The organism is Acinetobacter sp. 70_2 (assembly GCF_056736115.1).
Genome location: NZ_JBWZIP010000015.1, coordinates 796,276 through 820,788 on the forward strand (window position 1 = coordinate 796,276; position 24,513 = coordinate 820,788).

26 protein-coding genes and 1 riboswitch are annotated in these 24,513 nt (G+C 38.3%); of the genes, 15 read left to right on the forward strand and 11 right to left on the reverse strand.

Annotation, left to right across the window (positions count from 1 at the left end; all coding sequences use genetic code 11):
- Positions 1-10 precede the first annotated feature (10 nt).
- The 9 genes from AC1PJ9_RS12710 to AC1PJ9_RS12750 all read left to right on the forward strand — a co-directional run bounded on the left by AC1PJ9_RS12710 (position 11) and on the right by AC1PJ9_RS12750 (position 10,727).
- Positions 11-2,791 carry a molybdopterin-dependent oxidoreductase gene (locus AC1PJ9_RS12710; protein WP_311087447.1) on the forward strand — a complete coding sequence of 927 codons (2,781 nt, stop codon included), beginning with the start codon at positions 11-13 and terminating at the stop codon, positions 2,789-2,791.
- On the forward strand, positions 2,788-3,417 hold the full coding sequence (mobA, locus tag AC1PJ9_RS12715) for a molybdenum cofactor guanylyltransferase (RefSeq protein ID WP_151749635.1): 630 nt from the start codon (positions 2,788-2,790) through the stop codon (positions 3,415-3,417). Before AC1PJ9_RS12710 ends, mobA begins: the two co-directional genes overlap by 4 nt.
- 150 nt (positions 3,418-3,567) lie before the next feature.
- Positions 3,568-5,841: a molybdopterin-dependent oxidoreductase gene (locus AC1PJ9_RS12720; RefSeq protein WP_311087448.1), complete on the forward strand. Its 2,274-nt coding sequence runs from the start codon at positions 3,568-3,570 to the stop codon at positions 5,839-5,841.
- 226 nt (positions 5,842-6,067) lie between these two features.
- Entirely contained in the window at positions 6,068-7,108 is a 1,041-nt protein-coding gene (gene moaA, locus AC1PJ9_RS12725; protein ID WP_311087449.1) for a GTP 3',8-cyclase MoaA, read from the forward strand.
- Entirely contained in the window at positions 7,109-7,363 is a 255-nt protein-coding gene (locus AC1PJ9_RS12730) for a MoaD/ThiS family protein (RefSeq protein WP_001187658.1), read from the forward strand.
- Positions 7,364-7,366: 3 nt separating this feature from the next.
- Positions 7,367-7,855: a molybdenum cofactor biosynthesis protein MoaE gene (locus AC1PJ9_RS12735; RefSeq protein WP_000657202.1), complete on the forward strand. Its 489-nt coding sequence runs from the start codon at positions 7,367-7,369 to the stop codon at positions 7,853-7,855.
- A 23-nt stretch (positions 7,856-7,878) separates the two neighbouring features.
- On the forward strand, positions 7,879-8,802 hold the full coding sequence (gene moaCB / locus AC1PJ9_RS12740; RefSeq protein WP_000799981.1) for a bifunctional molybdenum cofactor biosynthesis protein MoaC/MoaB: 924 nt from the start codon (positions 7,879-7,881) through the stop codon (positions 8,800-8,802).
- Entirely contained in the window at positions 8,802-10,037 is a 1,236-nt protein-coding gene (locus AC1PJ9_RS12745; RefSeq protein WP_311070688.1) for a molybdopterin molybdotransferase MoeA, read from the forward strand. The genes moaCB and AC1PJ9_RS12745 overlap by 1 nt, the downstream gene beginning before the upstream one ends.
- A 207-nt stretch (positions 10,038-10,244) precedes the next feature.
- Positions 10,245-10,727: a winged helix-turn-helix transcriptional regulator gene (locus AC1PJ9_RS12750; protein ID WP_000870671.1), complete on the forward strand. Its 483-nt coding sequence runs from the start codon at positions 10,245-10,247 to the stop codon at positions 10,725-10,727.
- Here the strand turns inward: AC1PJ9_RS12750 and AC1PJ9_RS12755 are convergent.
- Complete coding sequence (locus AC1PJ9_RS12755) at positions 10,724-12,127, reverse strand: aminotransferase-like domain-containing protein (protein ID WP_311087450.1); 1,404 nt, start codon at positions 12,125-12,127, stop codon at positions 10,724-10,726. The two genes, AC1PJ9_RS12750 and AC1PJ9_RS12755, sit on opposite strands and share 4 nt — an antisense overlap.
- A 122-nt stretch (positions 12,128-12,249) precedes the next feature.
- Here AC1PJ9_RS12755 and AC1PJ9_RS12760 point away from each other — a divergent pair, with 122 nt between their 5' ends.
- A complete protein-coding gene (locus tag AC1PJ9_RS12760) occupies positions 12,250-13,113 on the forward strand; it encodes a DMT family transporter (RefSeq protein ID WP_311070693.1) in 864 nt (287 codons plus the stop codon).
- A gap of 4 nt (positions 13,114-13,117) precedes the next feature.
- Here the strand turns inward: AC1PJ9_RS12760 and AC1PJ9_RS12765 are convergent, their stop codons facing one another.
- The 4 genes from AC1PJ9_RS12765 to tusD are packed head-to-tail and all read right to left on the reverse strand — an operon-like array spanning position 13,118 to position 14,514.
- Positions 13,118-13,429, reverse strand: a complete 312-nt coding sequence (locus AC1PJ9_RS12765; protein WP_001047539.1) for a TusE/DsrC/DsvC family sulfur relay protein — start codon at positions 13,427-13,429, stop codon at positions 13,118-13,120.
- Between the two features lie 19 nt (positions 13,430-13,448).
- Positions 13,449-13,733 (reverse strand): DsrH like protein, encoded by a 285-nt coding sequence (locus tag AC1PJ9_RS12770; protein ID WP_174744930.1) that lies wholly within the window; start codon positions 13,731-13,733, stop codon positions 13,449-13,451.
- A 17-nt stretch (positions 13,734-13,750) separates the two neighbouring features.
- Positions 13,751-14,101: a hypothetical protein gene (locus tag AC1PJ9_RS12775; protein WP_032048183.1), complete on the reverse strand. Its 351-nt coding sequence runs from the start codon at positions 14,099-14,101 to the stop codon at positions 13,751-13,753.
- A gap of 44 nt (positions 14,102-14,145) precedes the next feature.
- Complete coding sequence (tusD, locus tag AC1PJ9_RS12780) at positions 14,146-14,514, reverse strand: sulfurtransferase complex subunit TusD (RefSeq protein ID WP_031982817.1); 369 nt, start codon at positions 14,512-14,514, stop codon at positions 14,146-14,148.
- Between the two features lie 65 nt (positions 14,515-14,579).
- Between tusD and galE the strand changes: the two genes are divergently transcribed.
- On the forward strand, positions 14,580-15,587 hold the full coding sequence (galE, locus tag AC1PJ9_RS12785; RefSeq protein ID WP_022575597.1) for a UDP-glucose 4-epimerase GalE: 1,008 nt from the start codon (positions 14,580-14,582) through the stop codon (positions 15,585-15,587).
- 114 nt (positions 15,588-15,701) lie between these two features.
- Positions 15,702-17,096: a class II fumarate hydratase gene (gene fumC / locus AC1PJ9_RS12790; protein WP_087606775.1), complete on the forward strand. Its 1,395-nt coding sequence runs from the start codon at positions 15,702-15,704 to the stop codon at positions 17,094-17,096.
- Positions 17,097-17,222: 126 nt separating this feature from the next.
- On the opposite strand, the gene AC1PJ9_RS12795 is transcribed toward fumC, so the two are convergent.
- Together AC1PJ9_RS12795 and AC1PJ9_RS12800 are read right to left on the reverse strand one after the other, a co-directional pair.
- A complete protein-coding gene (locus AC1PJ9_RS12795) occupies positions 17,223-17,519 on the reverse strand; it encodes a hypothetical protein (RefSeq protein ID WP_311087451.1) in 297 nt (98 codons plus the stop codon).
- A 180-nt stretch (positions 17,520-17,699) separates the two neighbouring features.
- Positions 17,700-18,161, reverse strand: a complete 462-nt coding sequence (locus AC1PJ9_RS12800) for a hypothetical protein (RefSeq protein WP_311087452.1) — start codon at positions 18,159-18,161, stop codon at positions 17,700-17,702.
- A 312-nt stretch (positions 18,162-18,473) separates the two neighbouring features.
- Between AC1PJ9_RS12800 and AC1PJ9_RS12805 the strand changes: the two genes are divergently transcribed.
- The gene (locus AC1PJ9_RS12805; protein WP_263613905.1) at positions 18,474-18,965 is read left to right on the forward strand and encodes a hypothetical protein; all 492 of its coding nucleotides are present in this window, start codon (positions 18,474-18,476) and stop codon (positions 18,963-18,965) included.
- Between the two features lie 146 nt (positions 18,966-19,111).
- A riboswitch (glycine riboswitch) is annotated at positions 19,112-19,200 on the forward strand.
- Positions 19,201-19,376: 176 nt separating this feature from the next.
- Positions 19,377-20,621 carry a D-amino acid dehydrogenase gene (locus AC1PJ9_RS12810; RefSeq protein ID WP_311087453.1) on the forward strand — a complete coding sequence of 415 codons (1,245 nt, stop codon included), beginning with the start codon at positions 19,377-19,379 and terminating at the stop codon, positions 20,619-20,621.
- Between the two features lie 48 nt (positions 20,622-20,669).
- On the opposite strand, the gene AC1PJ9_RS12815 is transcribed toward AC1PJ9_RS12810, so the two are convergent.
- Positions 20,670-21,314 (reverse strand): A1S_1983 family putative colistin resistance protein, encoded by a 645-nt coding sequence (locus AC1PJ9_RS12815; RefSeq protein ID WP_263613903.1) that lies wholly within the window; start codon positions 21,312-21,314, stop codon positions 20,670-20,672.
- 100 nt (positions 21,315-21,414) lie between these two features.
- On the opposite strand from AC1PJ9_RS12815, the gene ispF reads away from it, so the two are divergent.
- On the forward strand, positions 21,415-21,897 hold the full coding sequence (gene ispF / locus AC1PJ9_RS12820) for a 2-C-methyl-D-erythritol 2,4-cyclodiphosphate synthase (protein WP_004701182.1): 483 nt from the start codon (positions 21,415-21,417) through the stop codon (positions 21,895-21,897).
- Here ispF and AC1PJ9_RS12825 read toward each other — a convergent pair.
- From AC1PJ9_RS12825 to AC1PJ9_RS12835, 3 genes are all read right to left on the reverse strand, one after another.
- Positions 21,894-22,418 carry a protein tyrosine phosphatase family protein gene (locus AC1PJ9_RS12825; protein ID WP_174735373.1) on the reverse strand — a complete coding sequence of 175 codons (525 nt, stop codon included), beginning with the start codon at positions 22,416-22,418 and terminating at the stop codon, positions 21,894-21,896. The two genes, ispF and AC1PJ9_RS12825, sit on opposite strands and share 4 nt — an antisense overlap.
- Positions 22,419-22,608: 190 nt before the next feature.
- Positions 22,609-23,529 carry an ornithine carbamoyltransferase gene (argF, locus tag AC1PJ9_RS12830; RefSeq protein WP_002049620.1) on the reverse strand — a complete coding sequence of 307 codons (921 nt, stop codon included), beginning with the start codon at positions 23,527-23,529 and terminating at the stop codon, positions 22,609-22,611.
- Positions 23,530-23,642: 113 nt separating this feature from the next.
- A complete protein-coding gene (locus AC1PJ9_RS12835; RefSeq protein ID WP_263613901.1) occupies positions 23,643-24,296 on the reverse strand; it encodes a TetR/AcrR family transcriptional regulator in 654 nt (217 codons plus the stop codon).
- Between the last annotated feature and the right edge of the window lie 217 nt (positions 24,297-24,513).

The window sequence follows — 24,513 nt, forward strand, 5'->3', positions numbered from 1 at the left end:
AGGAGCAGTTATGAATAGTATTCCAAGCGTTGAAATCGATAGCTCCGACCATGTTGCAAAAACAACTAAAACAACATGTCCATATTGTGGTGTTGGTTGTGGTGTTAGTGTAACCGTTCAACAAAAACCTCAAGGACCTGTGGTGCAAGTTGAGGGGGATGTTGAGCATCCTTCCAACTTTGGACGCTTATGTATCAAAGGTAGCCGACTTGCGGATACTTTAGGGTTAGAAACACGTGTTTTACAACCAATGATCGGGCGCAAAGCTGATCGGGTAGTAACCACATGGGATGAGGCAATCAATAAAATTGCTGATAAATTTCAATCTTGTATCGATCAATATGGTCGTGACAGCATTGCATTTTATGTTTCTGGTCAGCTTTTGACTGAAGATTATTATGTGGTGAACAAGTTTGTAAAAGGTTATTTGGGCACTGCAAATATCGACACCAACTCACGCCTTTGCATGTCATCGGCTGTTGCGGGTCACAAACGTAGTTTCGGTGAAGATATTGTGCCTGCGAGTTATCAAGATTTCGAACATGCAGATATGGTGGTATTGGTCGGTTCTAATACCGCATGGTGCCATCCTGTGCTGTATCAGCGGATTATACAAGCTAAAAGCCACAATCCCGATATGTTTGTGGTGGTAATTGACCCACGTTTTACCAGTACTTGTGAGCAAGCGGATTTACATTTACCGATTTTACCGGGCCAAGATGTCGCATTGTTCAACGGTCTATTTCAATATTTATATCAAAATGGTCATGCCGATCAGGCTTTTGTTGATGCCTATACCGAAGGTTTGCAAGAGGTTTTGGCAAGCAGCGAGCCAGAAGCTAATATGGAATATGTGACAAAGCGTACAGGAATTGCACTCGATAAGCTGCAACAGTTCTTCGAGAAATTTGCACAGACTAAAAAGGTGATCACACTATTTTCAATGGGTGTGAATCAATCAAGTCAGGGCGTAAATAAAGCTAACAGCATTATTAACTGTCACTTACTAACAGGCAAAATTGGAAAGCTCGGCGCTGCACCATTTTCAATGACAGGCCAGCCCAATGCTATGGGTGGCCGAGAAGTGGGTGGCTTAGCTAATATGCTGGCTGCGCATATGGATCTGGATAATCCACTACATCAAAAAGTAGTGCAAACCTTTTGGGATAGCCCATTTATTGCAACTCAAGCTGGCTTAAAAGCAGTTGATCTTTTCCGTGCTGTTGAAGCTGGAAAAATTAAAGCCATATGGATTATGGCAACCAATCCAGTGGTGAGTTTACCCGATGCCGATCAAGTTAAACGTGCATTAGAAAAATGCGAATTGGTCGTTGTGTCAGATATCTGTGCCGATACCGATACGACAGCTTACGCCGATATATTGCTTCCAGCTTTAGGTTGGGGTGAAAAAGATGGAACTGTGACCAACTCTGAGCGTCGTATTTCACGTCAACGTGCATTTTTACCTGCGCCGGGTGAAGCAAAAGCAGATTGGTGGTCTGTTAGCCAAGTCGCGAAAAAATTAGGCTTTAATGGTTTTGACTTTGCGAGTGCAAGTGACATCTTTAATGAGCATGCAGCGTTATCTGCACAAGACAATGCAGACATGGATATGCGAGAAGAGAGTAATAATTTTCGTTATTTCAACCTGAAAGGTTTAATGAATCTGAGTAATGCTGAGTACGATGCTCTACAACCAGTGCAATGGCCATTATGGGATAAAAACCAAGACGCTAAAGCTGTTCAACAACTGTTTGGCAAAGGCCAGTTTAGTCATAAAAATACCAAGGCAAAACTAATTCCGACTGTTGCAATTGATCCAGTACATGCAGTTTCAGAAGATTATCCGCTCATTTTGAACACGGGACGTATTCGTGATCAATGGCACACTATGACTCGTACTGGTTTGTCACCAAATTTAACCAGTCACCGTGCTGAACCATTCTGTGAGATTCATCCAAGTGATGCATTGAAGTTTGGTGTACGTGATCAAGGCTTGGTAGAAGTTCGTTCGAAATGGGGTAGCTGTGTACTACGTGTGGCATTCTCATCGGGTGTTCGTCGTGGGCAAATTTTTGCGCCGATTCACTGGACCGAACAAGTTGCATCCGACGCCCGTATTGGTAAAGTCGTTAACCCTGAGGTTGATGCAATTTCAGGTGAGCCCGAGTTCAAACATACGCCTGTCACCATTCAACCGTTCTATACCACTTGGCAGGGCGTGCTCTATATTCGTGAAGGATACGATTCGCATATTCAAGAATCGCTGCATCGCTGTGCATGGTGGACCAAAGTCAAAATGGTGAAAACCAATCGTTATGAACTTGCAGACCGCCAAACTTTTCATGATACTCAGAAGAATCTGAAAAGCTTTTTACCATTTGCTGATGAAACTTTTGAATGGTTAAGCATAGAAGATATCTCTTCACAACTGAGCCATAGCGTTATTTTGAAAGATGGCATTGTAATTGCAAGTCTATATATTGCACCGCCAGATTTATCGCCAGACCGTGATTGGGTAGCAAGTCTGTTTAAACGCGAACGTTTGAGTGCCTTGCACCGTAAAGCTTTACTAGCGGGTATGCCAATGTCGGCTACTAATAATGATGGGCCTTTAGTGTGTAGTTGTTTTAAAGTAGGTAAGAATAAAATTATCGAAGTGATAAAAACACAAAACATTACCCATGAAAAACAGGTTACTGCATGTTTAAAAGCAGGTGGGAACTGTGGTTCATGTTTACCTGAGATTCGTGGCTTGATTAAAGCTTGCCAACAAGAGGTGGAAGTGTGAATAAGGGATATCCCGTAACTGATCTGGTCATTTTGGCGGGTGGACAAGCCCGCCGTATGAATGGTTTAAATAAGCTATTGCAGCAATTTGATGGCGATACGCAACTATTCAAAATTCATCAAAAACTAAAGTCATCTGTATCTGAAATTTGGGTAAATAGTCATCGTGATTATTCAATTTATCAAAGTATTGTGCCTGATATTAAATGTTTTCAAGATGATGCTTCCGGTTTTTTCGGTCCACTGATGGGAATGAAAAGCGCATGGTCTCATGTGCAAGCAGATTATATTTTGTTTATTCCTTGTGATGTGACGTATATACCTACGCAAGTCCTTGCGAAATTACACAGCGCACTTCGCAAAAATAAACAGGCTCAGGCAGCTTACGTTTCAATTAATGGAGATGCTTTATACCCATTTTGTTTGTTAAAACGTGAAAGTCTAGAGGTTTTAGAGCAGCAAATTGGCAAGCAACAATTGAGTTTAAAAAGTTGCTTCAAACTTTTACACGCACAAGTCGCCATTTTTCAAAAGCAAAACTTATTTTTCCATAGCATTAATTCTTTAGATGAACTTCAACAATACAAACAAATTAAAGCATTTAAAGAGATTTTTTCGACTAATTAGAACCTCAATCATATCGATTTAAAATTTACATTGATAATCTGAAATCATTTTTTAAATTTTGAGTTATTGACTGTTTAGAATTTAAGTTCTATTTTGGAACTTGTTATTTTCATTCTAGCCAGATGTATAAAAATAAACGGAGCCAGAAAAATGATGGACGCAGCTCAGCAAAGTAAAACAGATGTGACCGCATGTATTTTATGTTCAAGAAACTGCGGTTTGAGCGTAGAAATTCAAGATAACCAATTTGTCAAAATTAAAGGTAATCCTGAGCATCCATTTTCTCAAGGTTACATTTGCCAAAAAGCCGCAAGATTACAGCATTACCAAAAACATGCAGACCGTTTAACCGCACCTTTAAAACGCCAACCAGATGGCTCATTTCAAGAAATTAGTTGGGATGTGGCGATACAAGAAATTGCTGATCAATTGGTTCAGATTAGAGATAAATTTGGTGGTAGTGCTTTTGCCTCGGTTGGGGGCGGTGGACAGGGTAATCACCTCGGTGCAGCTTATGGTCGACAACTTTTATTGGCTATGAAAAGTTATTATGCATATAACTCACTTGCCCAAGAAAAAACAGGTGATTTCTGGCTCAATGGCCGCTTATTCGGTAGTCAGGCTTGCCATACGACAGAAGATGTTGAACATGCAGATTACGTACTTTTTATTGGAACAAATCCGTTTCAAGCACACGGTATTCCTAACGCACGAGACACACTAAAACATATTAAAAAAGATCCGAATCGAACTATGGTGGTGTTCGACCCGCGTGTTACCGAAACAGCAAAACAAGCAGATATTCACGTACAGCTAAAACCGGGAACAGATGCTTTTTTAATGTCGGCCATGATTGCGATCATTATTAAAGAAAAGCTTTATGATGCAGCGTTTATTGAGCAGCACACACATGGGTTTGAAGACGTAAAAGCTGCATTTAACCATGTTCCGATTGAAGACTATATTGCTAAAGCTGATGTACCTGTCGATTTGATTTATCAGGTTGTTCGAGATTTTGCCAAGGCAAAAAGAGGCTGTGTACGTATCGATTTAGGTATTCAACATACTTTGAATACAACATTAAATGGTTATTTAGAAAAGCTTTTATACTTGCAGACAGGGAACTTTGGAAAGCAGGGTACTAATAATTTGCATACCATGTTTATTCCAATTTTGACCGATACGGATGAAAGAAAACCAAAATATCGACGTAGCGTTTACCATAAAATGTTCCCGATTTCCGGGTTTTTCCCGCCTAATATTTTACCCGATGAAATCTTAAAAGCAGGGGAAAAGCGAATTCGTGCTGTGTTTGTAGATAGTTGTAATCCACTATTAACTTACCCTGATACACCAGCTTTTGAGGAAGCATTTAAAGCATTAGATTTATTGGTTGTAATCGATGTTGCGATGACAGAAACCGCGAGACTTGCACACTATATTTTGCCTGCTCATACTCAGTTTGAAAAATGGGAATTTACTGGTTTTAACTTGGAATTTCCTAAGAATGGTTTTCACCTGCGTCATCCCGTTTTGGCTGCTCAAGCAAATACTTTACCGGAAGCCGAAATTTATACTCGATTACTGGAAGCTATGAATGCTATTCCGAAGAGTTTCCCAGTTTTAGAAAAAATAGCTGCGGTCGACTCGAAAAAAACTGCCTACTTACCATACTTGTCGGCGTTAGGACTTACCTTGGCACGACATAAAAAATATATCCCTTTTGCTGCTTCTATTATTTATCGAACTCTTGGCAAACGACTTGGCAATTCTGCAGATTCAGTTGCTTTTTTATTGCCGCTATCTATTCAATATGCTGTTTTACATACCAAAGCAGTACGCCGTGCAGGTTATAAAGGTAATCCGTTAACACAAGGAGTCAAACTATTTGAGCAGATATTAAAGCAACGTTCAGGTATGGTTTTATCGCAACATGAATATGACGAAGTCTGGAAACTGGTAGCTTATAAAGATAAGAAAATACGTCTTGCAATTCCCGAGATGTTAAGTGAACTCGCAAGCTTGAAAAGCCATAACGTTAATGTTGAAGAGTTTCCTTTCATCCTTTTGTCAGGTGAACGCCGTAGTTACAACGCTAACCAGATTTACCGTGACCCTGCTTGGCGAAAAGTAGATGCAGAAGGTGCACTGCGTATTCATCCTGAAGATGCAAGACACTTAAATGTAGATGCAGGAGGGCAGCTTAAATGTATCTCAGCGCATGGAGAAATTCAGGTAGCTATTGAGTTGGATGATGGGATGAGAAGAGGTGTTGTATCACTTCCACACGGCTATGGTATGCGATTTCAAAATGGTGAACCAATTGGGCCACAATTAAACTTACTTATTTCTGCTGAACATTGTGATCCATTGTCGAAAACGCCGTACCATAAATATGTACCCATCCGTTTAGAAAAGTGTTAGAAATAGAATCAAGTAAAACATAGATTTTACCGCGCTATCTCGAGATTTATTTTTAAATTGTTCTTGAGAAGGTACGGTTAAAAACCTATAAAAAGTTAAATATTATGGAAGATAAGTAGAGCTGGAACAAATTTTGCATAAAAAACAAAGCACTATTTAGGCGCAATTTTTTGTATTTGATTGTTCATAATCGGTGCTCGCAATATTTGAACTGTTCTCGATATGAGTGCAAATGATGAAACAATATCACTCTGAAAATGCGCCAAGCCTTCTACAGGATCAATATGGGCGTATCAAGCGTAAGTTACGAATTTCTGTAACTGATCGCTGTAATTTTAAGTGTGTATATTGCATGCCTGAGCATCCAGAATGGTTAAATAAACAAGACTTGCTTAGTTTTGAAGCGCTCTTTCAATTTTGTTATTTTATGGTGCAGCAAGGTATCGAGAGTATTCGCATTACGGGTGGTGAACCATTAATGCGTCAAGGCATTGTTCATTTTGTTCGTGATTTGCAAGCCTTAAAAGCATTAGGTTTAAAACGTATATCGATGACTACAAATGGTCATTACCTTGCTAAATACGCTAAACAACTAAAAGACGCTGGATTAGATGATTTAAACATTAGTTTAGATAGCTTAGATCCTGTTCAGTTTAAAGAGTTGACCAAGAAAAAATTGGAGCCTGTTTTAGAGGGGATACAAGCTGCAAAAGAAGTAGGATTACCTTTTAAAATTAACTGCGTGTTAATGAAAGATAGAAATGATGATCAAATCTTACCTATGGTGAAATGGTCAATTGCTCATCATATTTCTTTGCGTTTTATCGAGTTTATGCCGCTTGATGGTGATGCACTTTGGTCAAATAAAGATGTGGTAAGTGAGGCTGAAATTTTACGGGTATTGCAACCGTATTATTCGGTACAAGTCATCGAGCAGCAACATGAGCCAGCGCGTCAATATCTAATTAACGGTAGCTACCATTTAGGAATTATTTCCACAATTACGCATTCATTTTGCCACCAATGTGACCGTATACGGCTTACCGCAAAAGGCGAACTATATAACTGTTTGTTTGCACCGCAAGGCTTAAATATTAAGCCTCAGCTTGAAGCATTGGTAAGTAAACAACATACGCCAGAATACGATATGACGGTCCAAAATTTAAATCATTTGGTTCATCCTTATATCTGGCATAAAGCCAAAGGTTTCCATGCCTTACAACATCAACAAACCCGTAAAATCAGCATGCATATGCTTGGGGGATAAATGCAACAATCTATCCAAATTAAAGTCGAAGCATTTGGTGCAATTGAAAAATTGCTTCCTGAAAATCTTTTGTTAGTTTGTCCTAGCCATAGTCTAGTTAAAGATGTATTAGATGAAATTGTTTTATTGCATCCGGAATCTACAAAAGCCATGGAAAAATGTGCATGTGCGATTGGTGATAATGTCATAACCAGACAAACTGTCTTAAGTGAGCCATGCACTTTGGTTTTATTATCACCCGTTGCCGGAGGATGAGTCATGAAAGAGTTCGCAAGAATACAAGAGCAGGCTTTAAGCTTGGATACTTTTGATCCGATTCAGTCTTTTCCTGAATGTGGCGGTATCGATATTTTTATGGGTACGGTTCGTAATCACCACGAAGGTAAAGCGGTAAAGGCGCTGAAATATACATCGTATAAACCGCTTGCAGAAAAAATGATACGTGAAATTGAACTAGAAATTGAGAAAAAGTATCAGGTATCTTATGTGCGAGTGGTTCATCGGATTGGCTATCTGGATGTCGGTGAAACAGCCATTATTGCGATTGCGTATGCAGCCCATCGCCGTGAAGCTTTTCAGGCATGTGAGGAGGCGGTCGAACGGGTAAAGCATGAAGTACCTGTCTTTAAAGAAGAGTTTTTTACAGATGGTACAAGTCATTATGTAGAGGGTTGTTGTATTCGTAAGGATGCACCACACGACCACAAACATCACCATCATCATGCCGGCCATGAGCACTCACACTGAAATATGTAATACTAGGATAAATAATGAAAAACGTAGGAATGAAGCCGGAAAGTTATCGTGTTGCTGAAGCACAAGCGATTTTATATGCACCACCGCACTGTATTGAACTATTAAGACAAGGAAACACGGAAAAAGGTGATGCATTAAAAACAGCACGTGTTGCAGGAATTTTGGCAGCAAAACGAACTGATGAGCTGATTCCACTATGTCATCCGCTACCGATTTATCGGGCAGATGTAGAATATGAATTGGAACATGACTTTGTAAAAATTATTGCTGTCGTTGAGACCATTGGGCCAACTGGCGTAGAAATGGAAGCTTTAACGGCGGCAAGCCTTGCAGGTTTAACCATTTACGACATGTTAAAGCCCCATTGTGAACCAGAAGAACTCTGGATGGATCAATGTAAACTACTTAAGAAAAAAGGCGGAAAATCCCATTTTAAACGGGTATTGCGTCAGCCTGTTTCGGCTGCGGTTATTGTATTGTCAGATACCGTAGCAGCGGGTAGAAAGCCGGATACGGCCGGAAAATCTGTAGTTGAAACTTTAACTGAAGCTGGATTTGATCCGATCCATTACCAAATTTTGCCTGATGAAGCAGATGATCTCAAAGAATTGGTCCTAGAACTCACCAAATCGTATGCTTGTATTATGACCGTCGGCGGTACAGGCATTGGTAAGCGTGATATTACGGTTGATACGCTGGAGCCTCTTTTAGAACGTAAGTTAGATGGCTTAATGGAAGCTGCTCGCTCATTTGGACAAAAACGCACGCCATATGCTGCTATGTCACGCGGAGTAGCAGGGTTTATTGACCGTTCTTTAGTAGTGACGTTACCGGGAAGCCGCGGTGGAGCAAGCGAATCAATGGCTGCTATTTTACCTGCCTTAGTCCATATTTTTGATGTTTGCCGTGATTTACCGCATCCGGGAGGCTATGAATAATGTCAGGTTGTGGTGCAGAGCGTGGATTAATCAGTATAGATGAAGCACTAGATTTAGTGATTAATAAGCCTAAAAACTTAAGCTCTATTCAAAAGACTCTAACAAATAGCCTAAGTAGTTATCTTGCTCAAGATATTTACTCTGAAATTAATCTACCAAGTTTTTCTCAAAGTGCGGTAGACGGTTATGCACTTTGTAGCCATGCAGAAGATTTAAATAATCAAAAGTTTCAAGTTACAGGTGAGATTCGTGCCGGAAGCGAGAGTCATGACATACTCGGTGAAGGTCAGGCGATTCGTATATTTACGGGCGGCAAAATTCCTGAAGGGACAACGCATGTAGCTCGGCAAGAAATCGTATCGATTATTTCGGCTCAAGAAATTTGTGTAACGGAGCATATACGCCCTCAAGCTGATATCCGTTTTACTGGTGAAGAAATCCAGCAGGGACAGTTGCTTGCTCAAGTAGGACAGTTTCTAAATATTGGAAGCTTGGCTGCTTTAAGTATGGCGGGAATGCAAGAGCTTACTGTTTATCGTAGACCAAAAGTTGCAGTACTAGTCACAGGTGATGAAGTTGCTCAAACGGCAGATGATTTAATCGATGGAAAAGTCTTTGATGCAAATGGGCCTTTATTAAAAGCTTGGTTTGAAGATTATGGTTTAGATATCGAACTCATTCATGTTGCAGATGAAGCTGAACAGGTCACCCAATACTTTAACCAGTTAAAAGACAGCCATGATGTCATCATAACCACAGGCGGAGTGTCAGTAGGTGATTATGACTTTGTTCGACCATGTGCTTTCGAAGTTGGGTTTGAACAAATATTTTGGAAAGTTAAACAAAAACCGGGTAAACCTTTATTCTTTGCCGAATACCATAATTCACAAGCTAGCCATTCTTGCTATTTGTTAGGCTTACCGGGTAATCCAGCTGCGGTATATGTAGCAATGCAAGTTTATGGTAAATCTTTGCTTGATGCATTACAGGGTAATAGATGCGGACCAGAATGGTTTACTGCAATTTTAGAGCATGATTTAAAAGAAGATGCACGTGAGCGTTTTTTACGAATGTATGCTTATTTTGATGCAGGACAACTTAGAGTAAAAAGTTTGGCCAAGCAGCAGTCTCATATGCTGAGTAACCTTATGCAAGCCAATTGTCTAGTTCGTATTCCTGCGAGTACAAAACTAGAGTCAGGTACTTTATTAAAAGGAATCTTTATTTCAAATTAGCCTATAAATAAATTGAATATGATTAATTTATACTTATAAGTTAATCATATTTTATAAGTATTTCTATTCATGGTTATTTAAAAAATAGGCGTCATAAGTACATTAAAAACTTATTTTTAAGCTGAATATTGCATATAACATATTAAGTGGTTTAGGGTATAAATAATAAGGCAAGTAGGCCAGTTCTATATTGAGGTAAGCATAAAGATGAAATGGGATGACATCGGTGATCAACCTTGTTCTGTTGCCCGTATGCTATCAGTAATTGGTGATCGGTGGACGATGCTAATATTACGTAATGCTTTTATGGGAATTCGCCGTTTTGATGATTTTCAAAAATCACTAGGTGTCACTCGTCATGTGCTGTCGGATCGTTTAAAGCGTTTGGTTGAATACGAAATTTTAGTCAAAGCTCCTTATTTTGACCGTCAGGAACGTTTTGAATATCGTCTCACTGATAAAGGCTTTGAGCTTTATCCAATTATCTTATCTATGGCGAACTGGGCAGATAAATGGATGGACCAAGGTTTAGGTAAACCTTTGGAATATCGTCACAAAGCCTGTGGTCATAAATTTGAACCAGTCATGGTATGTTCAGTCTGCCGTGAACCTTTACATGCAAAACAAGTTCAAGTTTCGGCTGGACCGGGCTACTTTGCTTATATGGAACAAAAGCAAAAACAGGCTTAAACTTGTTTCTCTAACGACTCTTGTAGAAGCGCTTCTGCAAGGGTCTTATAAATATAATCATGATTTGATTGAGTAATATTAAAACGAATAAATTGGCCTGCCGATTTTGATTGGCTAAAGGCATTACCCGGAGCAAGAATCACTTCTCGATTCAGGCAAAACTGTGCAATCTTTGCTGCATCTACTCCTTCGGGTAACCGACACCACACAAAAATTCCAGCCTTAGGCTCAATCCACGGTTCTATTCCAATCGCTTTAAGCTTTGCTATTGTTTCTTGCATGGCTTGAGCTAAACGAACTTTTAAAAATTCTAGATGCTTACGGTATGAACCATCGGTTAGAGCTGTATGTAATATCTTGGCTGAGAGTCCATTGTGAGAAAAGCTGGTAGCAATTTTTAAATCGGTAATTTGATCAATCCATTCTGGTTTGGCAATAATGTAGCCGCAGCGAATAGAGGCAGAGAGCGTTTTAGAGAAACTTCCAATAAAAATCACGCGTGAAAGGTTGTCTAGGGCTGCAAGCCGTGGCGCTGAAGTATGTTCAAAATCTGAAAATATATCGTCTTCAATCACAATCAGATTAGACTGCTCAATGAGTTTTAATAACTGATGAGCGATCGAAAGTGAGAGTGTTGCACCCGTAGGATTATGTATTCCTGAGTTTGTAATATAAAGCCGCGGATTATAGGTCTCAATCGCTTCTTTAAATGCCTCTAGGTCTGGACCATTTGGTGTGTAAGGAATACCAATAACTTTAACTTGATGAACTTTAAGTAGGGCATGGAAGTTAAAGTAGCAAGGGTCATCAATCAGAACAACATCATCTGGTTTAAGTAAGAAACGGCAAACCAGATCAATTGCTTGGGTACCCGAATCAGTTAAAAGAACTTGGTTCAAGTTTGCTTCTATGCCCTTACTTTGTGCTCGTCGAGCGAGTAAATCTCGTAATGCGGGTAGTCCTAAAGGTGAAGAATAGCCCATTAAGTTATCATCTTCGTTACGGATCGCAGATCTTAACGCTTTGCGGATACTTTCAAGCGGCATCCAGTCATTTGGTAACCAGCCACAACCGGGTTTAAACGCATCAGGTTTTGCTTCTAAGGACTGACGTGAAATCCATAATGGATCGATAGAGCGATCTAATTTAGGGCCTAATTCACTCAAAGCTAAAGGGGCAAGCGGTCCCACAACATAAAAACCGGAGCCACTACGAGATTCAATTTTACCTACGGCAATTAATCGCTCATAAGCTTCGACAATAGTAGAAACTGAAAAACCTAAATCTTTTGCTAGCTTGCGTACAGAAGGTAAACGGGAGCCTGGTGTTAAAGAACGATTTTTAATTTGTTGTTCAATCTGTGAAATAACAAACTCGATTTTTGTTTTTGACTGGTTCACGTTAATTATCTCTAACTGTACTGTTTATTTATACATAACAGTTTTTTAAAATTGTACTGCTTTGTATCTGGTATCAACACCATATCACAGCTTAAATTCTTCGTATAGTTGCGGAGAATAATATGCAAAAGTTTATGAACGGTTGGGTGAACGGTTTTATAGGGGTTGCAATTTTTGCAGGTTCACTGCCTGCTACCCGTGTTGCGGTCACCGGTTTTGATCCTGGTTTTCTGACGGCGGCAAGAGCAGTTATTGCGGGTGTTTTAGGTTTAACTCTTATCTTTTTGCTTAAAGAAAAAAGACCAGCTAAGCAAGATTGGTGGCCACTCGCAATAGTTGCTTTAGGTGTTGTGGTGGGTTTTCCATTATTTACGGCGCTTGCTTTGCAATATATGAATGCAGCACATTCAATTGTCTTTGTGAGTCTTTTGCCGCTCGCTACTGCTATATTCGCTGTTGTAAGAGGTGGAGAAAAGCCAAATCTATTTTTTTGGATATTTGCAATTTTAGGCAGTTTGGTTGTCTTTACCTACATGTTCTTTTTGTCGGGTGAAGCATCTTTTGGCATCGGCGATTTATACATGCTTATTGCAATTATTCTATGTGGGTTTGGCTATGCAGAAGGCGGAGTACTTTCGAAAAAAATAGGTGGTTGGCAGGTGATTTGTTGGGCGCTTATTTTAGCTTTACCGATTATGCTGTTTGCTACTGTTTTTTATATGCCTGTTTCTTTCCAAGATGTATCTACATCAGCGATAGCAGGGCTGGTTTATGTATCTTTATTTAGTATGCTTATCGGGTTCTTTTTCTGGTACAAAGGTCTTGCTCAAGGCGGTATTGCTGCAATTAGCCAGCTACAACTTTTACAACCTTTGATGGGACTCGCGATTGCCGCACTTTTATTACATGAACATGTAAGTTGGTCGATGTTAATGGTAACGGCAGTAACAATTTTGTGTGTAGCTGCCGCTAAAAAGTTCGCATAAAAATTTATAAACAATTTGCTGGTTTAGGAATGCCTGCCAAACGACTGAGATGGCGTGCAACTAAACCAGTATTAAATTTTTGCTGTAAAACAGCATTATTGATATCAGGACTGACGGTTTTCATTAAAAACTTAATCAGAGGGCGTGTTGCAGGAGAGTGCCCAAATTGTTGATAAAATTGGCGAACCGCAGCTAAAACTTCAAAATGCCAATCTGTTAATTCAAGATCGAGAGATTTTGCGAGTTCCTGTGCGACTTCGGGATTCCAAATCGTATAGTCGACTAAATGACCATCTTGATCTAATTCTAAATTCATAAAAATGAGCCTAACAATATTACTTCAAAGAAATGCATCGATTAAATTGTAAAACCAGATCTGCAAACTGGTCATAGTTTAATACCTTAACGTGAGCCAAGGTTTCTGCATCAATTAAATCTTTTTCATGAGCCAAACAAGAAACTGAGCCAAACTGCTGACAAATGTCTACGGAAAGCTGTGCGGTTGAATCGCCCATAAAAACAATCTGATCGTCTTGATGAAAAAGCTTTTCAAGTTCTTCAATAATACGAGGGGTATGGTGATAAGAAGCTTGCACCAGATAAAGTGTTGATTGCGTCATTAAATTTACACCTTTATCTACCAATATAAGACATGATCGAAAGATTGAATGAGTTCAGTATCTAACTGAACAAACTCTAGCTCCTGCTCACTGTTTTGAACAAAAGGATGCTGTTTATTTTTGATCTCAACAAGAATTGGACTTAAGTCATAAAACTCAAAGCTATCCACCATGTTTGAAGCAATTTTAAAAGCATGCTGCAACTGGTCAAAGTTATGTTCATTTTGTAAGAGGCTAAGAGCTGCATCTTTCAATAATACTTTGACTGGTGAGCCAAAGGTTGCTAAAACCATAGTAGCGGCGAGGCTTTCATTGACTTGTAGGCTGGTTAGATTGGCTTGGGTCAAAATAACGAGTACAGTTTTCACACAATATACCTTTTAAAAGCAACAATCTAAGTTAACAAAGTAACTTAGAATTGAAGAAGACGAGAGGCTGACTGTACTGCATCAGCAAGTTCACCTAGTCCAACCAACTCAAAGTTGCTCGCTAGGTTGTGATGACTAAGTTGATGGCGACTCGCATTTTCTGCATCGGTAATCCCGCGTGCAAGAGCAGCGCTAACGCAAACAGGAAGTCGGATCGCGAGCTTTTGCCATTCATGCGTTAAATTACGCTGGTCGTCAGGAACCCACTGAAAGTCATTCGCAACTTGAACGCCATCTTGGTAAAAGAATACACGAAAGTCTTCATTTTTACTTTTGAGTGCCTGAGCAAGGCCCAGTGCATGCCAAGCATGGATTGAAGTAGGAGCAGAGGTTATTAGTAGTAATGTACTCATTGAGAATTCACTATGGTCATACGTCTAAATGGGCGTAGATACATTAAGAGAAAGGTAAGTATACAATGATTTTAGTGACAGGTGGTTTAGGCTTTATCGGTTCACACATTGCATTGAGTCTGTTGGCTCAAGGCCAAGAAGTGGTTATTGTCGATAATTTGGCTAACTCGACCTTGCAAACGCTTGAGCGGTTAGAATACATCTCTGGTATGTACGTTCCGTTTGTTAAACTTGATGTACGTAATACACCTGCATTGAACAAAGTATTTGAACAGTACTCAATCGATGCAGTCATTCACACAGCTGGTTTTAAATCTATTGAAGAGTCTAATTTAAAACCGCTCGAATATTACAACGATAATGTCAGTTGCATTATGAGCCTATTGCGTGCGATGCAACGTACAGGTGTTCGTCATTTCATTCATTTATCTAGCTTGGCCGTCTATGGAAAATCTGGTTTGCAGTTAAGCGAAACAGAAGATTTCAACTACGGTTATCCTAATCCATATATCAAATCTCAACAGATGATTGAAGAAATCATTAGAGATACTCATAAAATTGATCATGAATGGAAAATTGCGATCTTACGCCTATCAAATATTGTAGGTGCTTTTGAGCATGGTGTATTAGGTGAGTATGTTGCGCAGCTCCCTAAAAATATTGTACCGCTTGCACTGCAAGTGGCAGCGATGCAGCGTGATTTAATTGAATTACAAGATCAGGTTTCGACCGAAGACCATACCGTGGAACGTAGCTTTCTACATGTGTTAGATGTATGTGACGCGGTAAGTGCAACTCTACTATGGCTACGTGATCAAACCCATTGCTGTGAAGCATTTAATATTGCACATGACCAAGTACATTCAATTCGTCAGTTATTGGATGAAATTTCACAAGTGACCCAAGCTGAAATTCCGACACAATCGGCAATTTATAAGCATGAAGAGTTGGCTCAACTTGGTGCAAATATAGGAAAAGCAAAAACTTTATTACAGTGGGATCCAAAACGAACTTTAAAGCAAATGATTGAAGATGAGTGGAGATTCTATCAAAATACATTAAATGGAAGATAAGATAATGATTCTTATTTACAATAATGGAATGCTTGAGTACGATACTAAAATTAACTAGCCAAAGCAAAAATTGCTTCAGCCCGTGAGTTCTTTAACCAGATAACCGAGGTTTCTATGCAAACACGAATTGAACATGACACTATGGGTGAAATTGAAGTTCCAAATGAAGCATTGTGGGGAGCACAAACCCAACGTAGCTTACAGAACTTCAAAATCGGGCAGGAGCGTTTACCCCGTGCCATGATTCGAGCGATGGGATTGGTAAAAAAAGCAGCAGCAATAACCAATGCCGAGTTAGGACAGTTACCACAAGATTTAAGTCAATACATTGTGGGAGCTGCCGAAGAAGTGATTGCAGGAAAATGGGATTCACAGTTCCCACTCGTAGTTTGGCAAACAGGTTCTGGTACGCAAAGCAACATGAACTGTAATGAAGTGATTGCCAATATTGCCAACCAAAAATTAGGCGAAGCACTGGGTGCACAAAAACCAGTACATCCAAATGATCATGTCAATCGTGCACAGTCTACCAATGACTCATTTCCAACGGCTATTCACGTTGCGGCAAGTTTGCAAATCAATGAATTACTGATTCCAGCTGTAGAACAGCTTAAAGCGACTTTGCAGAAGAAGTCCGATGAATTTCAAGATATTGTTAAAATTGGCCGTACTCATTTGCAGGATGCCACGCCATTAACCTTAGGCCAAGAATTTAGCGGTTATGTTTCTCAGCTTGAGCATGGTTTAGTACGCTTACAACAAGCCTTAACTGGTTTGTATGAGTTGCCATTGGGTGGTACAGCAGTAGGAACTGGGTTAAATGCTCATCCTGACTATGCTGTTAAGGCCGCAGCTCAGCTTGCAGCTTTAACGGGTTTGCCATTTGTTACCGCTCCTAATAAATTTGAAGCACTTGCAGGGCGTGATGCCGCTGTTTTTGCATCAGGCGCATTAAAAACTTTAGCAGTAAGCTTAAATAAGATTGCTAACGATATTCGTTGGTTAGCAAGTGGCCCACGCTGTGGTTTTGGGGAAATTCGCATTCCTGAAAATGAACCAGGCTCAAGCATTATGCCGGGTAAAGTGAACCCGACTCAAAGTGAAGCAATGACTATGGTGGTTGCACAAGTGCTTGGCAACGATACCACTATTAATGTCGCTGGTGCTTCTGGTAACTTCGAGTTAAACGTATTTATGCCAGTGATTGCTTATAATTTATTGCAATCTATTCAGCTTCTTGGCGATGCATGCAATAGTTTTAATGATCATTGTGCGGTTGGAATTGAACCTAATCGAGATAAAATTGATCACTTCTTGCACAACTCTCTCATGTTAGTTACTGCATTGAATCCAGTTATTGGTTATGAAAACTCTGCAAAAGTAGCGAAAACTGCTTATAAAGAGAATAAGACTTTAAAACAAGTGGCTGTTGAGCTTGGTTTAGTAACAGCAGAACAATTTGATGAAGTCGTTAAACCTGAAAAAATGGTTTCGCCAAATAGTAAATAAGCGGTCTATATAGCCATCAGCAGTATCATTTGTACTGAATGTACAGTACTACTGATGGCTATTATGTTTACACCTTAAATCTAGAGTTGTTCACATGTGCTCTAACGTATAGGTTGAAAATAAAAACTACACTAGTAGATCTTCTATATATTCCCAACCATTTGCTTTCATTTCTTCAAATTTTCTTTTTAGTTCTTCTTTTGTGTATTCATGAGCGTCTTTTGCTAAAAGAACATGATATGAATTAGAGGCTGGATCTATAGTGACCTCTGTAATTTCTATCGGTTCAATTACACCATTTTCTGTTAAACCAAGGTCGGTAAAGCACATTCCTTTTAGTGGAATAACGCTGCATTCATATTCTTTCGAAATAAAGTAATGATTTGAATAAGTTGAATAGGTACGTGAAGCGCGGATCTTCATTGATCTCTCCTTTATGTGTAGAGAAGATTTGAATAGTCTGGCTTCTTTTAGCAGTTAAAACTGTTTAATTTTTATTGCTTATTTACTATGAATCTTTGTTATTTAAAGATTTTTAACAATCTATATCAAAACTATTATAGAAGCCCTCGACTAAAAGAAGGCTTCAAAATATATAAAAGCTTATTTTAAAATTTTGTAAACTTTCTCTTTGTATTCATCATTGGAAATAACACCTTTATCATATTGTTGTTTTAATGATCTATACTGTTGAATACGAATATCCCTTTTAAGACCTATATCATCATGATTTCTAATATAGTAGAGACTTCGATCATGATCACTCATATTCACAGTTGGATCAGGAGAGTGAGAGTAGGTATTTTGTGGTTTCTCATCTTGGTATTGTTTGGCAATTTCGAAAAAATCTACTTTTTGCTTGCGTGAATCGGAGCGAAAAGGATTATGTTGTGATTCGCTAAACTTATGATTTGAATTATTATTAACCTCAAGCATACTTCTATGGCGATTCGATTTTTGGTCATAAAACTCTTGCTTAATTGGGGAAGTCATCGTTTCAGAAAATACAGAAGAAGAAAAAGTACTCATACTTAAAAATAATAAAATTAACTGTGATCTATTCATTTCTTTGGGAGCCAGATGAAATTGAGTAAATCATTGTATTGTAACATTAAATCTTAATAAGAGGCTGAGTTTTAGTATATTTAATACTCACTCACTTTTTGAGCGATTGATTTATATAAGCGTTGTTTACAAAGTTACTTGAATTTAATTTTTCTTATATATCTTAATCAAACCAACTTAGAGTTGAATAAGCTGCCATAATTGTTAAAATGCCCACCTTATCCTGTTTTTGTATTGTTTTTAATTTGCATTTATTTTGCGATATAGAAATTAAACACATAATAAACAGTTGTTTAGCTAAGGATTTTTTGAATGCTCTCGATTTATTTAACAGATACTCAACAACATGTGCAGTTTAATGATTACCCAAGTGATCAGCCTGTTAAATTTCTGTTAAATCTTAAAAAGATTTTTCCAAGTACTGGTGATTTACTGTTACCTGTTTTGCCAGAAGATAATGATCTGGAAAACGTAACTTGGGAATCAACAACAAAAGACTTTGAAATTTTCAAAAAATTGTTGGCGGGTTGGGGTGTTATTGAGCTTCGTTTAAATGCAATCACTACATATAAAGATAAAAATTTTGCAAATGAGCTCATTAAACAAGCTCAAGTGAAACGTAAAAAAGTAGCACAAAAAAATCATCAACTCTCTTTAGTTGCGTTGGATTATATTTTTATGCACGAAATTCATGCATTGATTGATGCTGAGTTGGTCACAATTGGTGAGAAGTTTTATTTACCAACCTTGCGAGAGCAATGGAAAGGTCTAGTTTCTGACCAAGTGCTTGAAGGAAAACTTTAATAAATTGCAAAAGGTGAATTTAAATAATTCACCTTTTTTTATAATTAAATCAAATGCTTTTCTATTTAATTAGATTGTTGTACAAAAGTTTACAAGAAAAGAATGCGTTTTTTTAAAAGTGGCAGATACATTGCTTATATAAATACAAAATTATTGCGGGAGAGAGGTTCTTAGGAACCCGCCGAAGGAGCAACAAGCCCGGAAACTCTCAGGCAAAAGGGACTGTAATAATTAAAAAATCTGGAGAGAAGCTTAAGATTTATAAGATGAAGAATAAAAACTTATAAGTCATAAACTCACCGAAGGGGAAGATCGAAATACTAAAAGGTAGTATTTAGGTCGAAACTCTCAGGTACAAATGACAGATGGGCTGTACTGATGAAATGTTTTTGCATTTCAGAGGAGTCTGTTATGCCACATGTTATTGTGATTGGTGCAGGAATCACCGGGGTTACTTCAGCCTATGAATTATCTCAATTAGGTTACCAAGTCACAGTGATTGATCGCCATCTTTATCCAGCTATGGAAACATCATTTGCAAATGGAGGGCAATTATCTGCTTGTAATGCAGAAGTCTGGAACCAGAAAGCGACCGTTATAAAAGGTTTTAAATGGATGAGGCAAAAAGATGCTCCTCTATTACTTAACCCTTCTTTTAGTTTGCACAAATATAGCTGGTTAGTTGAGTTTCTATCTCATATTAAAAACTATGAGGCCAATACTATAGAAACTGTTCGCTTAGCATTGCTCGCGCGTAAGCGCTTGTTTGATGTCGCTGAAAAAGAGCAGCTTCAATTTGATTTGGAGAAACGCGGTATTCTTCATATGTACCACAGCAAGGCTGATTATGACATTGCTAAACGAGTGAATGACGTCTTAAATAAAGGTACTTTGGAGCGTTATTCAGTTTCACCTGAAGAAATGAAGTCAATCGAGCCATCTTTAACTGGTGATTACTTTGGTGGTTATTACACCCCAAGTGATGCAACTGGAGACATTCATAAGTATTCGACTTCTTTAGCTGAGAAGACTAAACAATATGGGGTTCAGTATAAGTTTGGTTTAGAAGTTACTGATATTAAGTGTCATACAGATAAAGTAGTGCTGAATTGTCAGCCAAGTGCTGAACATCCTCATCTTTCTCAATCGGATAGTTTTCAATTAGAAGGTGATGTTCTGGTTGTTTGTGGTGGTGTCGGAAGTTATCAGTTGGCTGATATGGTCGGTGAACGTGTAAATGTTTATCCAGTTAAAGGCTATTCAATTACTGTCCAATTGAAAGACGAGAAAAGTATTAAAAATGCACCATGGGTGAGTTTACTTGATGAAAGCGCCAAAATTGTAACGTCTCGTTTGGGCCAAGATCGTTTACGCATCGCAGGTACAGCTGAGTTTAACGGCTATAATCGAGACATTCGAGCGGATCGGATTCAACCTCTAGTGAATTGGGTGAACCGTAATTTTGACATTTCAACTGAGCATGTTGTGCCTTGGGCAGGTTTAAGACCAATGATGCCTAATATGTTACCAGTCGTAAAACAGTCTAAGCAGCCACGAGTTTTTTATAATACGGGACATGGACATTTAGGCTGGACTTTGTCAGCAGCGACAGCTGTTTTGGTGAGTCAAGATATTCTGCAAAAATATCCAGCTTAGAAAAGAAAAGCCAGTGTAGATGCACTGGCTTTTTTTGTTTCATATCAATTAATCATATAGGCGATAAACACCCGTAAATCGTTCGCAGCCTTTTTGCTGGGTTTTTACAATAAGTAAGGCCTTTTGAAAATCAAACTTGTATTTACAGTGATGCTCATTATCTAAAATTTCACTTTTTTGCTCAGGAGAGCTGTAAGCCATTAATGAAATAGTTTGAGCATCTTTTCGGTTATTTGGATTACGGTATGCTAAGCCTTCAATTTTGATTTTATCTTTAGCAAGTTGATGTATTTGTAAATGAACAGGTTGGGAAGCAATATGTCCATTTTCAAATTTAAGATAATGCTGCGTCAGGGTTTGTTTAAGTGATGCATAGAAATTTAAGTCATCCCCACGTACATCAAACTGCTGTTGAAAACATGAATTGGTTTTACATTGTTGTGTATGTCTAAACCACAAAGTCTGTGTATCTTGTAAAAGTTTTAATGGTGCATCTGTGACTAGGTATGCAGACAGATATTTATTGTTGAGTTGCTTACGTGCTTCACTAAAGGTTTTTGAACAAATTTTGAGCTCTGTTTTGGATTTAGAGCAGTCGATAGATTCCGCAAAAACAAGCGATGAGCATAAACAACTCAATGTCACGACAAAACTTAATCTTTTCAATTGATTCATATCAGTATTCGACGGCATGATCGCTTATACTTTCAGTCTACTTTGCTAAGTGTACTATAGCGAAACACAACAGTTGAATACAAGATTTCTTAAGTTTTTATAGAAGGGAAGAGTTGATATGGTTGCTCAAATTCGTATTGGACAAGGAATGGATGTGCATGCTTTTGAAGAGGGTAACTTCGTAACTTTAGCTGGCGTTCAGATTCCACATACGCATGGCTTGAAAGCACATTCTGATGGCGATGTCGTGTTACATGCGCTATGTGATGCTTTACTCGGTGCACTGGCGCTTGGCGATATTGGTCAGCATTTTCCAGATACCGATCCAGAGTTTAAAGGAGCGGATAGCCGTGTACTGTTAAAACACGTTTATCAGTTAATCTTAGATCGTGGTTATCGTTTGAATAATGCCGATATTACAGTAGCTTGTGAACGTCCTAAACTAGCGAAACATAATTTAGAGATGCGACAAAGCATTGCGGATGTTTTGAATGTAGATTTAAATCAAATTAGTATCAAAGCGACCACTACCGAAAAGCTCGGATTTACAGGCCGCCAAGAAGGAATTTTAGCAACAGCGACGGTATTAATCTCTAATTAAACTAAATCATCAGTTTGTTGCAAAGACTGTTGAAGTTCTAAGGTAGCCTTACGGCCTTGTAGCTGTAAGGTAATACTATGGATCAGTCCAGTCCAAGTTTCATTGGGTTCCCATATCTCGTGCAGTAAATCTTGAGAAGTTGGCATGTCCATATTCATATAAAATTGTCTGTATACGTACATGAGACAACTTACGCGTTTATTTTTGGCACAATGTACCCAAACAATTTCATTTTGAACCAAATGATCAATTAAATCTAAAACCAATAAGCATTGGTCAGAAGACGGTGTTTCCCAGTCAATTGGAATATGAATGTAATTTAAACCATGCTCAAGACAAACCTGATCTTCATTTTCAATACAATTCGGTGAGTTTGTCAAAGCTAAATTGATAACGGTACTACAGCCATACTCTTTAATCAGTTTGAGCTGTTCAACGGAAGGTTGTGCTGAACTAAATAAATGTTCATGAATAATTGAAAATGCAGGGATCTGAGATAGTGATTCTTCAAGGGTTGTCATAATCGCACTCTACAAGAGTAGGCTTGGCTTATTGTGTAGAATGTTATACACGATTCTAGAGTGTAGTTGAAATATAGACTGTTTATATATTCAGCAACATCGTGAAAAATTTTAAAAAATAAACAAGAAAAATAAGAGTTTTATAGAAATAAAAAAACAGCACCTTAAAGATGCTGTTTTTTTATCGAGATTAAGCTTTTTTCAAATTTTCATTCAATAAAAATTCCATTAAAGCTTTTTGTGCATGTAGACGGTTTTCAGCTTCATCCCATACAACTGAGTTTTTATGATCAAGCATGGTTTCTGAAATTTCTTCACCGCGATGTGCTGGCAAACAATGCATAAACAAACAATCAGGATGCGCAAGACTCATCAGTTTTTCATTGACTTGAAAAGCTGCAAATGCATTCTTACGTAATTTTTGTTCTTCTTCTTGCCCCATGCTTGCCCATACGTCTGTAACGATAAGGTCAGCATTTACAGCCGCATCTTCAGCATTGTCAAAAAGCTCAACACAATGTCCAAACTCTGCTAAAAACTCAGGTTTAGGTTCAAAACCCTTTGGCGAAGCAATTTTTAATTTAAAACCCATTAAATGTGCAGCTTCAATATATGAATTACACATATTATTGCCATCACCAATCCAGGCTACGGTTTTACCTTCAATGCTGCCACGATGTTCAATATAAGTTTGCAAATCTGCAAGTAATTGACAAGGGTGGTGATCATCGGTCAGACCGTTAATGACAGGAACTTTTGAATAAGATGCAAAACGTTCAACAATGTCATGACCAAAAGTACGAATCATCACAATATCAAGCATGCTTGAAATAACGCGTGCTGAGTCTTCAATTGGTTCACCACGGCCTAGCTGTGTATCACGAGGCGATAAAAAGATAGCACTACCACCAAATTGATTAATACCGGCTTCAAAAGAAATACGAGTACGTGTGCTCGATTTTTCAAAAATCATTCCCAATACTTTACCAACAAAAGGTTGATATACCTTATTGCTCTGTTGCATTTTTTTTAGTTCGCTTGCGCGTTGTAAAACGCGGTTGAGTTCTAATGTAGATAGATCACGTAAAGTCAGGAAATGTCTTAAAGCCATGTAGCTACTCCATAATAATTGTCTTTTAAATACAACAATTATCTGTTGTTGGCTGGGTGGATGTGGGAAAAAAGAAGTCTACTATACTATAAGCATTTCAAAATGCAAAAGAATTAGACTTTATGGTGGCCTTTTAAAAAAATATCTACACAATATTCAATATAATCAAAAGCTTCTTTCTCATCTGGTAGGGCCGGCATGCCCATAATCATACGCCATTCAATATCGCGTAAAATCCCAAAATACATGAGTGAAGAATGATAGGGAGAAGGACATGTAATTTCTCCTGATTTATCCGCAAATTCTAATGCTTGAGTAAGTGTGTTTTGTAGATTATGTACCCATTTATCATATAGGTATTGTATGAGGACCGTATTACATTCGGTCTGTTCGATAATAAGTCTTAAAAACGCAATATGTTCAGGTTGAATAATGTGAACATAAACACGATTAAGTGTTTGAACTAGGTACTCTCTTAAAGTGCTTTTCTCTGGCTGAAATGGAATACAAACATCTTTAAAGAACATTTCACGTTTATAGTCACAAATAGCGGTAAAAAGTCCTTCTTTATTACCAAAATATTTATAAATAGAGGCCTTGGAACCCCCTGCATGGTTGACGATGTCATCTAAAGAAACAGCATCATATCCTTTTTCCAAAAACAGCTCGGTTGCGCTTAACAATAGTGCTAAACGACGTTCGATACCACGGCGTGTTTGAGGTTTATCACATATAGGATGATGTGATTCGAGGACTGGATCATGCATAAAATTTAATAACGGCGATTAAGACTGCTTATCTAGTATAGCAAAACTATCTTTAACGATGGTCATCGCTATATTTTTAGGTTATCGGGTAAACAGTAAAGCAAATGTGGAAATGAAAAAATATATTAAAATATAGGTGGTTAAGTTTGATTTTTGAGATTTCTAATGATGTAACTGTATGTTCACATTTTAGTTTAACCATATCTTTTCGATATAA

Coding starts and splice junctions, on each gene's coding strand:
- AC1PJ9_RS12825 (WP_174735373.1), bottom strand. CDS start 22,418: ATGACAACCCTTGAAGAATCACTATCTCAGATCCCTGCATTTTCAATT.
- AC1PJ9_RS12720 (WP_311087448.1), top strand. CDS start 3,568: ATGATGGACGCAGCTCAGCAAAGTAAAACAGATGTGACCGCATGTATT.
- AC1PJ9_RS12735 (WP_000657202.1), top strand. CDS start 7,367: ATGAAAGAGTTCGCAAGAATACAAGAGCAGGCTTTAAGCTTGGATACT.
- tusD (WP_031982817.1), bottom strand. CDS start 14,514: ATGAGTACATTACTACTAATAACCTCTGCTCCTACTTCAATCCATGCT.
- AC1PJ9_RS12750 (WP_000870671.1), top strand. CDS start 10,245: ATGAAATGGGATGACATCGGTGATCAACCTTGTTCTGTTGCCCGTATG.
- AC1PJ9_RS12745 (WP_311070688.1), top strand. CDS start 8,802: ATGTCAGGTTGTGGTGCAGAGCGTGGATTAATCAGTATAGATGAAGCA.
- AC1PJ9_RS12760 (WP_311070693.1), top strand. CDS start 12,250: ATGCAAAAGTTTATGAACGGTTGGGTGAACGGTTTTATAGGGGTTGCA.
- AC1PJ9_RS12800 (WP_311087452.1), bottom strand. CDS start 18,161: ATGAATAGATCACAGTTAATTTTATTATTTTTAAGTATGAGTACTTTT.
- galE (WP_022575597.1), top strand. CDS start 14,580: ATGATTTTAGTGACAGGTGGTTTAGGCTTTATCGGTTCACACATTGCA.
- AC1PJ9_RS12815 (WP_263613903.1), bottom strand. CDS start 21,314: ATGCCGTCGAATACTGATATGAATCAATTGAAAAGATTAAGTTTTGTC.
- AC1PJ9_RS12835 (WP_263613901.1), bottom strand. CDS start 24,296: ATGCATGATCCAGTCCTCGAATCACATCATCCTATATGTGATAAACCT.
- AC1PJ9_RS12710 (WP_311087447.1), top strand. CDS start 11: ATGAATAGTATTCCAAGCGTTGAAATCGATAGCTCCGACCATGTTGCA.
- AC1PJ9_RS12795 (WP_311087451.1), bottom strand. CDS start 17,519: ATGAAGATCCGCGCTTCACGTACCTATTCAACTTATTCAAATCATTAC.
- ispF (WP_004701182.1), top strand. CDS start 21,415: ATGGTTGCTCAAATTCGTATTGGACAAGGAATGGATGTGCATGCTTTT.
- fumC (WP_087606775.1), top strand. CDS start 15,702: ATGCAAACACGAATTGAACATGACACTATGGGTGAAATTGAAGTTCCA.
- AC1PJ9_RS12730 (WP_001187658.1), top strand. CDS start 7,109: ATGCAACAATCTATCCAAATTAAAGTCGAAGCATTTGGTGCAATTGAA.
- AC1PJ9_RS12770 (WP_174744930.1), bottom strand. CDS start 13,733: ATGACGCAATCAACACTTTATCTGGTGCAAGCTTCTTATCACCATACC.
- AC1PJ9_RS12810 (WP_311087453.1), top strand. CDS start 19,377: ATGCCACATGTTATTGTGATTGGTGCAGGAATCACCGGGGTTACTTCA.
- AC1PJ9_RS12805 (WP_263613905.1), top strand. CDS start 18,474: ATGCTCTCGATTTATTTAACAGATACTCAACAACATGTGCAGTTTAAT.
- argF (WP_002049620.1), bottom strand. CDS start 23,529: ATGGCTTTAAGACATTTCCTGACTTTACGTGATCTATCTACATTAGAA.
- AC1PJ9_RS12765 (WP_001047539.1), bottom strand. CDS start 13,429: ATGAATTTAGAATTAGATCAAGATGGTCATTTAGTCGACTATACGATT.
- moaCB (WP_000799981.1), top strand. CDS start 7,879: ATGAAAAACGTAGGAATGAAGCCGGAAAGTTATCGTGTTGCTGAAGCA.